Source organism: Nostoc sp. (genome assembly GCF_054880495.1).
This window is the reverse complement of record NZ_JBTYKD010000018.1, coordinates 20,604-34,631: the sequence shown is the minus strand read 5'-3', so window position 1 is coordinate 34,631 and position 14,028 is coordinate 20,604. Positions and strand designations below refer to the sequence as shown.

General features: G+C 40.0%; 17 protein-coding genes. 7 read left to right on the top strand and 10 right to left on the bottom strand.

Features of this window, described 5'->3' with window-relative positions; translation table 11 throughout:
* Positions 1–138: 138 nt before the first annotated feature.
* Entirely contained in the window at positions 139–828 is a 690-nt protein-coding gene (locus ACYTXL_RS02440) for a YdcF family protein (protein ID WP_461923341.1), read from the bottom strand.
* Positions 828–1,484, bottom strand: a complete 657-nt coding sequence (locus ACYTXL_RS02435; RefSeq protein WP_461923340.1) for a DUF2301 domain-containing membrane protein — start codon at positions 1,482–1,484, stop codon at positions 828–830. The genes ACYTXL_RS02440 and ACYTXL_RS02435 overlap by 1 nt, the downstream gene beginning before the upstream one ends.
* A gap of 10 nt (positions 1,485–1,494) precedes the next feature.
* On the opposite strand from ACYTXL_RS02435, the gene ACYTXL_RS02430 reads away from it, so the two are divergent.
* Complete coding sequence (locus ACYTXL_RS02430) at positions 1,495–1,650, top strand: hypothetical protein (protein ID WP_461923344.1); 156 nt, start codon at positions 1,495–1,497, stop codon at positions 1,648–1,650.
* A gap of 64 nt (positions 1,651–1,714) precedes the next feature.
* Positions 1,715–2,320 (top strand): Uma2 family endonuclease, encoded by a 606-nt coding sequence (locus ACYTXL_RS02425; RefSeq protein ID WP_461923339.1) that lies wholly within the window; start codon positions 1,715–1,717, stop codon positions 2,318–2,320.
* 28 nt (positions 2,321–2,348) lie between these two features.
* Here the strand turns inward: ACYTXL_RS02425 and ACYTXL_RS02420 are convergent, their stop codons facing one another.
* Positions 2,349–2,990 (bottom strand): hypothetical protein, encoded by a 642-nt coding sequence (locus tag ACYTXL_RS02420; RefSeq protein ID WP_461923338.1) that lies wholly within the window; start codon positions 2,988–2,990, stop codon positions 2,349–2,351.
* A gap of 51 nt (positions 2,991–3,041) precedes the next feature.
* Positions 3,042–3,182 carry a hypothetical protein gene (locus ACYTXL_RS02415; RefSeq protein ID WP_461923337.1) on the bottom strand — a complete coding sequence of 47 codons (141 nt, stop codon included), beginning with the start codon at positions 3,180–3,182 and terminating at the stop codon, positions 3,042–3,044.
* A gap of 237 nt (positions 3,183–3,419) precedes the next feature.
* On the opposite strand from ACYTXL_RS02415, the gene ACYTXL_RS02410 reads away from it, so the two are divergent.
* From ACYTXL_RS02410 to ACYTXL_RS02400, 3 genes are all read left to right on the top strand, one after another.
* Positions 3,420–3,947: a helix-turn-helix domain-containing protein gene (locus ACYTXL_RS02410; RefSeq protein ID WP_461923336.1), complete on the top strand. Its 528-nt coding sequence runs from the start codon at positions 3,420–3,422 to the stop codon at positions 3,945–3,947.
* A complete protein-coding gene (locus tag ACYTXL_RS02405; protein ID WP_461923343.1) occupies positions 3,929–4,519 on the top strand; it encodes an IS630 family transposase in 591 nt (196 codons plus the stop codon). Before ACYTXL_RS02410 ends, ACYTXL_RS02405 begins: the two co-directional genes overlap by 19 nt.
* A 519-nt stretch (positions 4,520–5,038) precedes the next feature.
* Positions 5,039–5,551 carry a hypothetical protein gene (locus ACYTXL_RS02400; protein WP_461923342.1) on the top strand — a complete coding sequence of 171 codons (513 nt, stop codon included), beginning with the start codon at positions 5,039–5,041 and terminating at the stop codon, positions 5,549–5,551.
* Positions 5,552–5,624: 73 nt separating this feature from the next.
* Here ACYTXL_RS02400 and ACYTXL_RS02395 read toward each other — a convergent pair whose 3' ends face one another.
* Entirely contained in the window at positions 5,625–5,813 is a 189-nt protein-coding gene (locus ACYTXL_RS02395; RefSeq protein ID WP_461923335.1) for a hypothetical protein, read from the bottom strand.
* A 301-nt stretch (positions 5,814–6,114) separates the two neighbouring features.
* On the opposite strand from ACYTXL_RS02395, the gene ACYTXL_RS02390 reads away from it, so the two are divergent.
* The gene (locus tag ACYTXL_RS02390) at positions 6,115–8,034 is read left to right on the top strand and encodes an iron uptake porin (protein ID WP_461923334.1); all 1,920 of its coding nucleotides are present in this window, start codon (positions 6,115–6,117) and stop codon (positions 8,032–8,034) included.
* 96 nt (positions 8,035–8,130) lie between these two features.
* Here ACYTXL_RS02390 and ACYTXL_RS02385 read toward each other — a convergent pair whose 3' ends face one another.
* The 4 genes from ACYTXL_RS02385 to trxA form a co-directional block, all read right to left on the bottom strand.
* Positions 8,131–9,063 carry a GUN4 domain-containing protein gene (locus ACYTXL_RS02385; protein WP_461923333.1) on the bottom strand — a complete coding sequence of 311 codons (933 nt, stop codon included), beginning with the start codon at positions 9,061–9,063 and terminating at the stop codon, positions 8,131–8,133.
* A gap of 14 nt (positions 9,064–9,077) precedes the next feature.
* Positions 9,078–10,007, bottom strand: coding sequence for a hypothetical protein (locus ACYTXL_RS02380; RefSeq protein ID WP_461923332.1), 930 nt, complete (start codon positions 10,005–10,007; stop codon positions 9,078–9,080).
* A gap of 216 nt (positions 10,008–10,223) precedes the next feature.
* Positions 10,224–10,388, bottom strand: a complete 165-nt coding sequence (locus ACYTXL_RS02375; protein WP_461923331.1) for a hypothetical protein — start codon at positions 10,386–10,388, stop codon at positions 10,224–10,226.
* A gap of 250 nt (positions 10,389–10,638) precedes the next feature.
* Positions 10,639–10,956: a thioredoxin gene (trxA, locus tag ACYTXL_RS02370; RefSeq protein ID WP_461923330.1), complete on the bottom strand. Its 318-nt coding sequence runs from the start codon at positions 10,954–10,956 to the stop codon at positions 10,639–10,641.
* A gap of 769 nt (positions 10,957–11,725) precedes the next feature.
* On the opposite strand from trxA, the gene fabG reads away from it, so the two are divergent.
* Entirely contained in the window at positions 11,726–12,472 is a 747-nt protein-coding gene (gene fabG / locus ACYTXL_RS02365) for a 3-oxoacyl-[acyl-carrier-protein] reductase (protein WP_461923329.1), read from the top strand.
* A gap of 225 nt (positions 12,473–12,697) precedes the next feature.
* Here the strand turns inward: fabG and ACYTXL_RS02360 are convergent, their stop codons facing one another.
* A complete protein-coding gene (locus ACYTXL_RS02360; RefSeq protein WP_461923328.1) occupies positions 12,698–13,648 on the bottom strand; it encodes an FG-GAP repeat domain-containing protein in 951 nt (316 codons plus the stop codon).
* Positions 13,649–14,028: the final 380 nt, after the last annotated feature.

Here is a 14,028-nt window from a genome sequence, read left to right as displayed (position 1 = left end):
CGACACGAGAGCCCAGTAACCAAAGGCTCTCGTGTCGCCCACCCCACAATAAATAGTTGGATATTTTTTTATTTGGAAGTCCCTTACAGAGAAGCAAGCTACGCTTTTAGCGTCTCGTAGAGAGCGTCATTATCACTTTTAGGCTTTCCAATTGAAAAACCGGGCATAAATATAAGCGATTCCTTCATCAACAATTGTCCGCACACCTTGGCTAGAATCCCACCATTTCTCTGGATCGTAATCTTGCGTTTTGGCAGCAATGATACCAACTTTGATATCAGGATTGAGTAATTTTTTGAAAATTAGCCAACTCCTACGGGTATGAACATCCAAAGAAAAAAGATTAATTGATTCTATCTGTAAATTGGAATTGGATAACCAGCGATGAAATTCAGCAGCAGATGCATAACTCCGATCCTTAACCACGAAAGGTGTTGGAACAGCTACCACTTTTTCTGCTTCTAAACCGAGTTTTATGAAGGTAGCGGCCGACACCTCTGCAAAGTTCTTGTATGCACTCAGATAACTTCCTTTTCCTAATATACCTCCGGTACTAATTATTTGACGATAAGAACCGTTTTTAAATTCAGTCAAAGCTTCTTCTATAGCATAATCTGGTAGCCATCCTTCAACAACTAATACTTTTGCTGATTTTATCGGGTAAGTTACGGCGAGAAATGAGTGTACATGAGTAATGGCAAAAAATATTAAATAAGCAATCAAAGCGATCGCAATCGCCCACCCCTGAGCCGTAAGTGTCCACATTTCTTGGCGTTTTATTAGTTTGATTTTGGGAAAATTTTGACGCCGGCGATTTTTGATCTGCATTAAACCTTAGCTAAACGTTGCTCTTTCAAGTAGGTAAACACAGACTTATCTCCAATATCAGCAGGAATTCCTTGCACTGTTTTTCGCAGCGCAAATACTAAGAATAACGTCGCCCAAATTCCTAATAAAACACTTTCCCCCTGAGTTGGTAGAATTCCCACCAAATGTCCTAACAAGAGTAGCGGTACTATTAGGGTTAATACTTTGGTTTCTAGGCGATTGAAGCAAAAAGCCTCTTTAAAATAAATACCTGTCAAAGCAACGAAGATAAAACCAACTCCAAATAAGGTAAAAGGCTGATTGTAAACAGTGAGAGTCAAAGGTTCACTACTAGATATTGCCAGAATCACTGATGCTATAGTACCGATCGCCCAAAAGATTTGCAACATTCGGTGCAGTGATGCCATGTAGATATGAATCGTAAATAAACTTACACCAAGAGCGAGACTAAAACAAGCATATAAAGCTGTAAGTGTGGTAAAAACAGTGGGGTTATTGTTGAACAAAACCAAAGCGCTGCCTATTGCAAAGCTCAATGCTGCTACCATTAACCCAGCGCGGTAGATAATTACGCCAGTGCGATCGCTCTGAGTAATTGTAAATTCCCCAAATTGACCTTGATAAACTTCTGGTGAAAGTAGTGTTTGCGTAGTCATAGTTAAAAATGTGGTATTAACGCTGTTATGGAGACAACTTCTTGGGGTACAAGACTTAACCCGCTTATTAGCAAGAGAAGATATTAATGGTGTCAAGCTACAGGTGTGGGCTACTTGGCTATTTTATGCGATATTCGTTGACTTGGGAGATGCGGTAGAGTCGTGAATTATCTTTGCCATTTGACAAGATTTCCTAGGAGAGCGAAAGACATAGCAACTAATAATTAGCAATGGTTTGTATAGTCTCTAGTTTAGCTGAGGACTTGATTCTAAAATTAGATTTTAGTTGTAGACCAGGAGATATTGACAAATTTAATATTTTATGCCTATCAGACTTATGCAATCAGATAAATCCATCGCTAGTCGCAGACGGATTTTTGAGCTTAGGTGTAGAACGCCGCAAGGCAGGTAAATATCGTAAAAGCTATGTTGTCTGGGAAGAAAACAACATTGTGCCTATCCTGGCTTTAGAAATTGTCTCCTTAACTCCGGGTGGAGAATACGACAAAAAATTAGACACTTATGCCAAGTTAGGGGTACTGTACTACATTATTTATAATCCAGAGTATTGGCAACGCGCTCGCCACCAACCTTTTGAAGTTTATCGCTTAGTTGATGGTAGCTATCAATTGCAAATTGGTGAACCCTTTTGGATGCCAGCAATTGGTTTGGGAATTGGTAGAGGGCAATACGTATCTGGTAATATCCAGCGTCAGGTTTTGTATTGGTATGGCCCACAAGGAAATCGCTATCAAACTCCAGAAGAACAGCTTGAATTAGCGCAAAAAAAACTTGAGCGTTATCGTCAGCAATTTGGGGATTTACCAGAAGATTAAGCAGCCATTATTGCTTAGTATCAAATGGTTAATTAGTAAGAATGGTTCCCAACGGTGAACCATTGTTTTCAGCTATTTCTCCTACTATTTTACAGTTTTTACGAATTTTATCATCATAATCATCAGTACCATAATCTTCATCATCATAGTTACTGGATAACTCTGGTAAGATTGTCCCTACTATCTCTAAAGCCTCTGCGATCGCTAACATCATGTTCGTCAAACTTGGAAACCATAACTTATCTTTAATGTCTTCTCGTTGCAACACTGGAGAAGTCTCAATCTTAGTTTCCGAACCAACAATGACTAGCTTGCCATTCTCGTAGGAAACGAATGGCAAGCACTTTGGGTCATATATATCTGCATCGCTCGGAGAATAATATTTCTCAGCTTCCTGCAAGGATAGAAAATGAATTAAATCGTCTGCGCCTTCTAACAGCTGCTCCAAGTAGCAATAATAAGTTGAGTTGTCGTTATAAGAACCATCCCAACCGTCAGGCATTCGATCCCCAGTGGGCGCACCAGCCCATTGATAAAACTCGTAAGCTTCATCAGACAGCCGGAATGGGAAAAAACTAAGTCTTCTTTCAACCTCTTCAAGACTCATGCCCTGTTCGGTAAAACGAACACCACTACTTATTCTTTCAAGCGCCTCAGTCAAAATCGACATTACCTTAGTATCCTCATGAATTTAAATCTACACTAGTATCAATAATAACTTTCATTCACCCCATCTATAAGCTTCAATTTCTGCTACTATTTCCTCATCATTCAAGGGATTATCTGCGTGTATCGCTTGTATTTCTTTGAATAACTTTTTTAATTCTTCTGCTAAAGTAACCCTTTGATTATCGTCTTTCAAAATAATCACTTCAACTCTCTATCCTACTTGAAATGGTAAATCAGATAATACTAACTGCTTTGGATCTGCAATGGTGATATATCTTTTATAAACGTTCATGATTGATCCTGTTACTCAACTTTTATCTACCCTTGTTCTAACAATTTCGCTACATTCTCTGCAATTCTCTCTTCTAATACCAATTTAATATGAAGCTGCATATAATAGGGAGAAGCCAACTCCTAAGTTTAAATAGCCATGAGCCGCCTGTTTAAGATTGAAATTGCAGAGAGCGAAGAGGAACTAAAAAAACGCCTACAAACAGCCAACTTGGGAAACCAGAAAGAAAAACTTATTATGTTGTGGTGGCTCAAAAGCGGACAAGTAAAGGAACAGCAAGAAATCGGAAAACGTTTGGCAAGAAATAGTTCAACGGTCACGAGATGGTTGCAGAAGTACAGAACTGATGGGCTGTCAGGCTTATTAGAGATTAAGAAAGCACCAGGAGCAAAACGGAAAATCGATGATGCTGCGATGCCTACTGCGGTAAACTACGCAGCACTTGAGGAAGAGTTAAAAACAGGAAAAGGCTTTAGTAGCTATGGTGCAATAGTTGAGTGGTTAAAAAAAGAACATGGACAAGATATAGAGTATGCAACGGTTTATGCCTGGGTTCGATATCGATTAGGGGCAAAACTAAAAGTGCCTCGCCCTCAAAGCCATAACCAAGACGAGAAATTGGTATCTGAATTTAAAAAAAACTCGGAATCATTCTTAATTGTCTAGAAAAACATCTAGCACCCGGCAAGTGTGTTCGCTACCTGTGCCAGGATGAAACTAGGGTTGGACTGAAAACTCTTACAGGAAAAGTGATTACAGCTTCAGGAGTCAAGCCCACGGTTGAGGTGAAATGGCCACGGGAAAACTTTTGGATTTATGGTGCAATTGAACCATTGACTGGAGACCATTTCCTTTACGAGTATCCGAAATTGAATGGCGAGTGTTTTCAACAGTTTTTGGACTGGCTATCTCAACAATTAGGTGGAGATTACGCTATTTTACAGGTTGACCAAGCACCTGCTCATACAAGTTCAGCGATTCGTTGGCCAGAAAATATTATTCCCCTGTTTCAACCACCTTCAGCCCCTGAACTCAATCCCATTGAAAGGCTTTGGCAGCTCCTCAAGAAACCACTCAAAAATCAACTTTTCTCTTCTTTACAGACTTTACGCGTAGGCGTAGCCCGCCTTCGGCATCGCATCCAAGAAATATTTGACCAACTTACACTTGAGCAGGTAATATCTGTCTCTTCTTATAACTTTATTTTAGAAGCTCTTTTCTATGCAGCTTCATATTAAATTGGTATAACTTTGTAAAGTAGCCCTAGAAAAGCGAGTTTTTAAACGCAAATTTTCTATAACCAACTTTTTACCCGACTTCTCCAACTGCATCAGATAAAACTGCCGACTTCTGCCGACTGATAGAAGAAAGTGCGTAGGCGTAGCCAGCCGTAGGCATCGCTTAATTTTAATAGAGAAGCATTTTATCAGGCTTTGTTCAGCTACCAAGGGTGCGTAGGCGTAGCCCGTCGTAGACATCGCGATTTTGGTCAAGTTAAAGCTTCACTGTCAGCTTATACCAAACACCAGACACCGCCTCAAAATTAAACCGGACAGTTTTTTTATGCCATGAGCGATAAAGTAAAAGCACTCACATTACCACGAGGTATATGAGCGCTTATAAATGAAAATCATTATCGAGGATAATCTATCTGCTATGACAGACCGAAGTAACTATAAGAATAGCAGCCACTGGGTAAATAAACTGCAAGGGTAGTTACAAATGTTTTGTTAAAAATATTACTTACCGTAAATGTGATGCTTGACTTAGCCAAAATTCAATCGATTGCTCAATCCTATTCTCCTCAAGAACTCTTTGCTGCCTTGGTTTGGCAGCGTCGGTTCAATGAGTTTGATGGCGAAGAAGTGATTACTGACCTTTGCAACCACAGGAATTTATGGGCAAGCTTTCTGTTCACAAAACCAATCTTTGCATCAGATGAAAACGGTTTAAGCTTTGGTGGTATGCTCGATACCCTCCTTGCAATGGCAAACTATCGTCCCATGCCTGAAACCAGCATCATCCATTTCATCGCTTATCGTGCCGATACGCTATACATCCTTGCAGAAAACCAAGATACAAAAGTGTCTGAGCTTTTAGATTTAGGCAAAAAGTGGCGGGCTGACTCAGTAGAGGTAAGTGATGGCACGAATGAAGACTACGGTTTGCGGCTTAAGCGCCGACTGAGAACTAGATTAGAAGGGGCGCTATGGGGTGAAGATGTTCACCAGGATTGTGATGCAGTCGTTGTTTGTTATTGGTGGGATTGAAATCTGGAAGTATCTCAATCAGAGAAATTGTAGACTAAAATATGCAGTTATTTCCACCGCTTTCCCCCTGATCTTACCTGCACCGAAATTGATCAGCGATCGCGGCCTCTTGATTTTTTTTGAGTAAATTATTTTTTGATAGGTATTGAGCCGCCGATATCCGCGACTCAATATAGCGTTTATTAATCAGATGAGGTACATCATAGCGCCCTTCTCGCTTGTTCTTAGGCGGTTGGGGGTGGGGTTCTTGTACCTCACTCAAGGCAGAACCGCTATACTTATATCCGTTATCACAAAATCAGACTGATATAATTATTATTTTGCCAATAGTAATTATAATAACTCCCAATATCCTTTGTTGTTAATTCTTTCCCAAAATAGTATTTACTATAATTTAACACTTGCGATATAAGCTGAGGTTCTGGTAAGCGAATTCAGAAAAAAATCCTGATATCCAAAATTTAAAGTTAACAAGATTCTCTTGCTAACTTTAAATTTACTTATCAATCCATTTTAAAATCGCAATTCATTTTTTCACTATTTTATAGATGTTGGGGGTTATCATGGCAAAATATCTACTAGCTTCTGCTAGTGGGATGGGATTTTTATGTTTAATTGCCGGGTTATCACCTGTGCAAGCCCTTCCTAGTTTAGAAATTGCAGATAAAAACGTAGCTGTTAATCAAGATTATGGCAGCTATCAAAAAAATGATTCTCATCAAAGCAATTTAGCAAATAATATCTCCAGTAAATTGGTAATAGCTAATGAGAGTCCAAAAAATTTACCCTCAGTCAATGAACAGCAAAAAATTCAAGATTTAGGAGTAGATTCTACTGTTAACTTTTGGCAGCCAATCATACCACAATCTGCAAGTTCATCTCCAACCTCATACAAACTTGCACAAGTAACATCCGTATCCCAATTGTCTGATGTACAGCCTACTGATTGGGCTTTTCAGGCACTCCAATCTTTAGTCGAGCGCTATGGTTGTATCGAAGGTTATCCCAATCAAACCTATCGCGGTAATCGAGCGATGACTCGCTATGAATTTGCTGCTGGCTTAAATGCTTGTTTAGAGCGAATCAACCAACTGATTGCGACTGCAACTGCTGATTTGGTCAAGAAAGAAGATTTAGCCACGTTGCAGAAACTACGAGAACAATTTGCGGCAGAATTGGCAACATTGCGGGGTCGAGTAGATGCTGTAGAAGCTCGCACAGCAGAACTACAAGCAAATCAGTTTTCTACGACTACTAAACTTAATGGAGAGGTAATTATTGCTGGTGTTGGTGCTAGCGGCGGCGCTCCTAATAACAGCGACTCGAACATCATCCTAGTCAATAGAGTGCGGTTAAATCTCACCACTAGCTTTACTGGTAAAGATTTATTAATTACTGGATTGCAAGCTTATAACTTTTTAGGTGGAGCCAATGGACAGGGTAGCCTGCAAGAAAGTTTAGGATTAGCTGCGCCGCTTTTAAGTGCAAGTAGCGCCCGTACCAGTTTTGAGCCGCAATTTCCAGGGTTAAATGTCAATACTTTGTCGAGTGTTGGCGCAAACAGTGTTCAGCTTTACAAATTGCTGTATATCTTTCCCGTCGCTAATAAATTAACCTTGTTTGCGGGAACTGCGGCGGAAACATCAGATGCTTTCCCAGCAATTACGCCTTTTTATGGTGAAGGACAAGAGTCAATTTCTCGTTTTGCCGGCTTAAATCCTGTGCTACGGGTTTCTGGTGGAACTTCGGGTACTGGTTTAGCATCGGCGGCGGGATTTATTTTTAACATTTCGCCAAATTTGGATTTAAGAGCTTTATACGGCAGTGTAAATGCCAATTTACCCCAAAAATCTGCTACTGAGGCACTACCAGGAGTTTCTACTACACCTTTGGGAGCAGGTTTATTTAGTGGTTGTAGTGTTATTGCCACACAGTTAACCATCAAGCCGAGTCCCGGTCTGGATATTGGTTTAAACTATGCCCACAGTTATCACGAAATCAATATTTTGGGTACTGGATTAGTTAGTAGTGATATCGGTGCTTTAGCAGGGGTTGCAGCTGGGACACCGGTGACACTCAACTCTGTTGGCGGTACGGTAACATGGCGATTGTCTCCCAAAATAGCATTATCTGGCTACGGTGCAGCAATATTTGTTGATGCTTCTTCAAATAGCGTGAATGCTTCCACCACCTTTACAAGTTGGATGGCGGGAGTTCACTTCAAAGATTTATTCAAGTCAGGGAACACTGCCGGGATTCTTTTTGGTCAGCCGCTTTACCGTACTGATGCTGGTGGTTCTGCTCAACTTACCCCCACAGGCGACAATCGGGCGACTCCTTACCATTTAGAAGCCTATTACCGCTTTCAAGTTAGCGATAATATCAGCATTACCCCTGGTGCATTTATTCTCTTTAATCCAGAAGGTAACAGCAACAATGACACAACGACTGTAGGTGTACTTCGGACTACTTTTACGTTTTAAGAGATTGGGAGTAGAGAGTCAAAATCCCCCGATAAATTGGGGGATTTAGAGATTGGATAACAAAGTTCACAGTAATAACAATATTGCCCTGTCTCACTAATATCGTGACAAAAAAATCTTTACTTGATGCTGAACCCCACCAAGGTTTGTAGAATCTAAACCCACTAACCGAGATATAGATGGAAAGTGTCCTTTAGGTGCGTCTAAGCTGAAAGTATATTCTTCATATTTAACCCAATCATTATTGGCAAGACTTGCTAGCCATCCAACTTTATAAGCAAAACGCTTACAATCTTTCTTGGCTTGCCAAATACGTTGTTGGACGCTAAAACCAAATTTGCCTTCACTATATTGAACCCAGAGCTTATTAATAATATAAAGGTCATGACGAGGAAATCTTTTAATTTCTCCATCATCTAACCACCCTTCTTCTTCACGCTCACATATTTTGAGCATAGTAGAGTATGTTTCTTTGTCAGCGTCCTGCCATTTTTGTTCTGCTAGTAATTCCTGCAATTTTCTGTAATCAATACCAGAAGTATGAGATACAAGAGTTAATTCTTCCGCCAATTGAGACAGATGTAACTGTACATCTGATAAAGATTTAAGAACTGATGTTTGCGAATCTTTCTCTACAACTTGAGATAGTAATTGAAATATTTGCTCTTTGATCTGAACTAATTCTTCGAGAATTCTGTAATTTGACTTTTGTTCATCAGTCATAATTTCTTTCAAAGCTTGTAATTCGGTTTGAGCAGCTAGTGAGGCTTTTTGAGTCTCAGCTAAAGTCATTTGAGCTTTTATTGTCGTTTCTTCAGTATTTGCCAATCGCTCCTGCATAGTCTTAAGCTCAGATTTTAATTCTTTTATTTCTGTTTTAAAGCTTGCAAAATTTGATTCAATATTATGATTATGCAAATAATTTACTTTCATTTCCTGCAAGTCTTCACGGCTACGCCTGAGTTCTTCAATTGCTTTTTCATAATATCCTAATGGTGTTTTCCAGTTATCATTACCTGCTTTGAACATAAAAAATTGTTATTCTATGGGTTATCTTTTAATAATATCTGTGAAGATTTATACTCGGATATAACATTATTTTTTAAATCATAATTATTCATTATGCTACGCCAAAGCTTAGAAAGTAAACCATATTTTATCCAGTCTTTAATAGCTCGATTTTTCAATTCTGGAGCATTTCTTACTAAAGCAGCCATCATAGCGGCATTTTGTTGTAATTGTCCATAAATCTTCAATACCTCGTCAATAGATGTTTTCTCATCTAACTTACTCAGTTCATAGCACTCACTTAACTCATAAAGCTCAATATCAGAAAATAGACCACCAGGCTTCCATGCTATTTTGAGCCTTTGTCTACATTTATCAATAGGACTGGGTAAACCGTAAACTAAATATTTTTTTAATTCATTCCGAATTAGTTCAAGTTTGCCATCTATAAGTTTGGATATTTTATCAACTACTTGATTAGCATCTTGAAATAACTTATTTTCCAAATATTCGATTCTTTCCAAACTATACTCAATGCTGTTTTGAGACGAGCTAATCGCTTGCATTACAGCTAGTGACATTTGATTAATTCTGTTTTCTAGATAAAAATTAGTTTCAGCAATAGTTTCTCTGATGGCTTTTTCACGAATTTTATCTATTTCCTCAAGATTATGTTTAACTTTTTCATCTGCTGTATTCAACAGATGCTCAATGTCAGCTTTAACCTTACTTTCTAATTCCTCAGCTCTTTCTATTGCATGATTAATCCTTTCTTGAGCTATATAATCAAGCTTGTCGGCTAAAGGGTAAAGTTTGTCATCAAACAAGTCAGCTATTTCTTTGCTACTCTCTCTCACAACCTCCTTAGCTGCACCCTCAAATTGTTTAACAAGACCTCCAAATAGCCATCCCATCATTTCTTCATGCCCTTTTACAGCATAACTAGCAAGCAGATACTCTACCAAAAATAACACTCCTTTTCAGGAGTGTCGAGGATAAAATAATGACTAATAAATAAATAGAAACTCGGTGGACGATTATCGAATAATATTATTTAGTGTTTTCCAAAAATATAGTCGCTTTGCCCAAAATGTGTTGTGTAAAACTGGTGCGATGCCTACGCTACACTAAAAATAAAGTGCGTAGTAGTAGCTCATCGTAGACATCGACCTACTGATTACCTAATTGTTTATTTTGCCTGAGTTACTAGTTTGATTTGAAAGTTGGTGCTTTTGTATAACCCGCTCAATCTCGCAAGTCACCGCATTTATTCTATATTTAACCTTATCAAAATCAATATTCATCCAAATATAGGCTTTGTCAAGTCTTTCCTGCTTGCTATCCATATATTGTTTTGCTTATCAATAAATTTTGTTATATCTATACAATATGGTCGTCTCAATTTCTAAACAACTTTCTCCAGACGTATAACTAAATATGCTTAATACTTACTTAAGGTTTTATCTGCTAGCAGTTCACTCAAACAGTGATTGCACACACAGCTAGCAGTGCAACCGTACAGCGTATTACTATTTACTGAAAAAGACGCGAAATGTCGCGTCTTTAAGAACCAAAATCAAAATTCTAAGTGTTAGCTTAAATCTTTGTTTGTAGATATTGCACCAATTGCGGTGCTTGCATCACTCCCTCTATCCTCTCTACAGGCTGACCCTGCTTAAATAATACTAAGGTTGGGAGAGAGGCAATTTTATACTGACTAGCCAAATCTGTGTATTTTTCTGTATCGATTTTGACAATTCGTAGGCGATCCTTAAGTTGGGCATTGACTTGCTCTAAAATTGGCACCATCATTTGACAGGGACCACACCAGTCAGCGTAAAAATCTACTAATACAGGTATATCAGAAGCAGACAGCATCTCTTCAAAGCTGTTAAATTCCTTTTTAGTTGCCATATGACACAGACCGGTTTTCAATTGTTTGTTTCAATAGTAATTCTTAAAAAATAAAATCGGTATAGGTTCATGGGTTTTTGTTGGGAAAAGATAAGATTAGTCAATATAGACTGATTTGCTAGCCAAAAATCTTAAATAATTATAATAAAATACCTATATCTTTTTATTTTGTGTGTAAGCATTAGATATGTCTTTAAACCTATCCTGATCAACCAAATAATTATACACGCGTTCACGAGAGTCATGTCTACGACGGGCGTAGCTGCAACACTTCCTAGTCTATCCAAGCAGGCGATGTCTACGATGCTTACTGAGCCCTTCGACAAGCTCAGGGTAACACTTGCCGTTCGCGCAGCGTCTCGTAGAGAAGGGTCTCGTAGAGAAGTACGGGCTGTTTAGTGACACAGCTATAATTAAATCAACAATATATTGCTTCAAGTTATTCATCCATTAACATTCGCCTTAAGGTTTCTTTGAGCCAATTACAAGGTGACATCGGCTCATTTTCTATTAGTCCACTTTGTTCGATAAGTTTAATATTAAATCTGGTTTTAATTTCTTCAAGTTTAAAGTCACTATATGACATATAATTAGTTATTTTTTTATCGGGTATTTTTAATAACATAACTGACTATTAGTTATCTAATTTGCATTATGCCAGCAAGATTGTCAGGCGGTAATAGTTAGATTTTATTCAGACAATATTCAGATGTCCCCTAAATCACCATAAGATAATTAGCGCCGTATTTCTAAGATTGAGGAAGATTAAATGACACTATTACAAGATAAAGTCGCAATTGTCACAGGTGGATCACGAGGAATTGGGCGAGCGATCGCAATTGAATTAGCTACACAGGGAGCGATCGCAGTTGTCAATTATGCCAGTTCTAGTGCAGCTGCTGAGGCGGTTGTTAAAGAAATTATCGCAGCCGGAGGTCAGGCGATCGCTATCCAAGCTGACGTTTCTAAAATCGATCAAGTAGAGGCGCTAGTTAACGCCGTCATCGAAAAGTTTAGCCGTGTAGATATCTTGGTCAATAACGCAGGTATTACCCGCGACACCTTGCTTTTGCGTTTGAAGCCAGAAGATTGGCAAGCTGTCATAGACCTGAACCTAACTGGTGTTTTCTTATGTACACGCGCCGTCAGTAAAATCATGCTGAAGCAGCGATCGGGGCGGATTATCAACATTACCTCCGTTGCTGGGCAAATGGGCAACGCAGGTCAATCCAACTACAGCGCCGCCAAAGCAGGAGTAATCGGCTTCACCAAAAGTGTTGCCAAAGAACTAGCTTCTCGCGGCATCACCGTTAACGCCGTCGCCCCTGGCTTCATCGCCACCGATATGACCAGCAATCTGAACAACCCCGAAGATATTCTCAAATACATCCCACTCGGTCGCTTTGGTCAACCCGATGAAGTCGCCGGGATGGTGCGCTTCCTCGCCGCGGATCCCGCCGCCGCCTACGTCACCGGACAAGTTTTTAACGTCGATGGCGGCATGGTAATGGCTTAAAAGAATTTTTTGGTTCATGCCCGGTCCCCCGTGAAGACAATTGCTCTACTTGGGGACAGGCCGAGTAGAGCAAGTGGCGTGGCGGAAGCAATCTAAAAGACGCTCGTTCGCCCTTGGCGCTAGCATCTCCCAAAGGGGGAGGCTAGCGCCAAGGGAGATGACTCGCTAATGCAAATCTAAAATCCAAAATCGTTTGACTTCAGCTAACTTGGATATCAAACACCCCTAAAATGCCCTTCTAACAGTTACTTTGTCGTCGTTAACCACAATAGCATCAGCCCTACCATCGCCGGTAACATCGGCAAAGAATGTTCCCCGGCTTCCATAGTAGGGATTCTGCGTGAAGGACTCATTACCAGTAAAACTAAAACCGTTGGAGCGTCGGACAGTTATTTTGTCATCGTTAACCACAATCGCATCAGCCCTGCGATCCCTGGTAACATTCGCAAAGAATGTTCCTCGGCTTCCGTAGTAGGGATTCTGGGTCCAAGACTCATTACCAGTAAAACTAGAACCATCAGAGCGTCGGACAGTTACTTTGTCATCGTTAACCACAATGGCATCAGCCCTGCCATCCCCAGTAACATCAGCAAAGAATGTTCCTCGGCTCCCGTAGTAGGGATTCTGCGTCCAAGACTCATTACCAGTAAAACTAGAACCATCGGAGCGTCGGACAGTTACTTTGTCATCGTTAACCACAATGGCATCAGCCCTGCCATCACCGGTAACATCAGCGAAGAATATTCCCCGACTTCCATAGTAGGGATTCTGCGTCCAGGACTCGTTACCAGTAAAACTAAAGCCATTGGAGCGTCGGACAGTTACTTTGTCATCGTTAACCACAATGGCATCAGCCCTGCCATCCCCGGTAACATCGGCAAAGAATGTTCCCCGGCTTCCATAGTAGGGATTCTGCGTCCAGGACTCATTACCAGTAAAACTAGAGCCATTGGAACGTCGGACAGTTACTTTGTCGTCGTTAACCACAATGGCATCAGCCCTGCCATCGCCAGTAACATCAGTGAAGAATGTTCCCCGACTCCCGTAGTAGGGATTCTGTGTCCAGGACTCGTTAAGATTGAATTGCGCTTGCGCCGGACTTCCAAGTATTGACAACAGCAGAACAGCAGCAAACAGCACAACAGAAGTAATTAGCTTTACCCTTGGTTTTTTCATCGGCTATTTATAACTAGATAGGACTTATACCGTTTCTTTGTGAAGCTGCATATATATACTCCCCTGTAGTCCCCCTAAAGCATCGGGGGGACTGTTATGTGCATCTTCATACAGAAATGGTATTAAGCATGAATAAAAGTTAATTTTGAGACTTCAGTTCCAACTTCAGCTTGAGATTATTTAAGACAGATAACTTTCTAGCTAAAAATATAATTTTTATATAGCGCTTCTCCTTTGGATGCAATACACTTTGACCTCACTTCCATTCCTCTCTCCTAAAAGGAGAGAGGCTTTGAATCTTACTCCCCAAGGCTACAAGTGTTGGGGCTGTTCTTGTTAAGTCTGTATTGCACTCAACCCAGAAGTGCTATAGTTTCTAA

Coding starts and splice junctions, on each gene's coding strand:
- ACYTXL_RS02390 (WP_461923334.1), top strand. CDS start 6,115: ATGGCAAAATATCTACTAGCTTCTGCTAGTGGGATGGGATTTTTATGT.
- ACYTXL_RS02435 (WP_461923340.1), bottom strand. CDS start 1,484: ATGACTACGCAAACACTACTTTCACCAGAAGTTTATCAAGGTCAATTT.
- ACYTXL_RS02440 (WP_461923341.1), bottom strand. CDS start 828: ATGCAGATCAAAAATCGCCGGCGTCAAAATTTTCCCAAAATCAAACTA.
- ACYTXL_RS02400 (WP_461923342.1), top strand. CDS start 5,039: ATGCTTGACTTAGCCAAAATTCAATCGATTGCTCAATCCTATTCTCCT.
- ACYTXL_RS02410 (WP_461923336.1), top strand. CDS start 3,420: ATGAGCCGCCTGTTTAAGATTGAAATTGCAGAGAGCGAAGAGGAACTA.
- ACYTXL_RS02385 (WP_461923333.1), bottom strand. CDS start 9,063: ATGTTCAAAGCAGGTAATGATAACTGGAAAACACCATTAGGATATTAT.
- ACYTXL_RS02420 (WP_461923338.1), bottom strand. CDS start 2,990: ATGTCGATTTTGACTGAGGCGCTTGAAAGAATAAGTAGTGGTGTTCGT.
- trxA (WP_461923330.1), bottom strand. CDS start 10,956: ATGGCAACTAAAAAGGAATTTAACAGCTTTGAAGAGATGCTGTCTGCT.
- ACYTXL_RS02425 (WP_461923339.1), top strand. CDS start 1,715: ATGGTTTGTATAGTCTCTAGTTTAGCTGAGGACTTGATTCTAAAATTA.
- fabG (WP_461923329.1), top strand. CDS start 11,726: ATGACACTATTACAAGATAAAGTCGCAATTGTCACAGGTGGATCACGA.
- ACYTXL_RS02375 (WP_461923331.1), bottom strand. CDS start 10,388: ATGGATAGCAAGCAGGAAAGACTTGACAAAGCCTATATTTGGATGAAT.
- ACYTXL_RS02360 (WP_461923328.1), bottom strand. CDS start 13,648: ATGAAAAAACCAAGGGTAAAGCTAATTACTTCTGTTGTGCTGTTTGCT.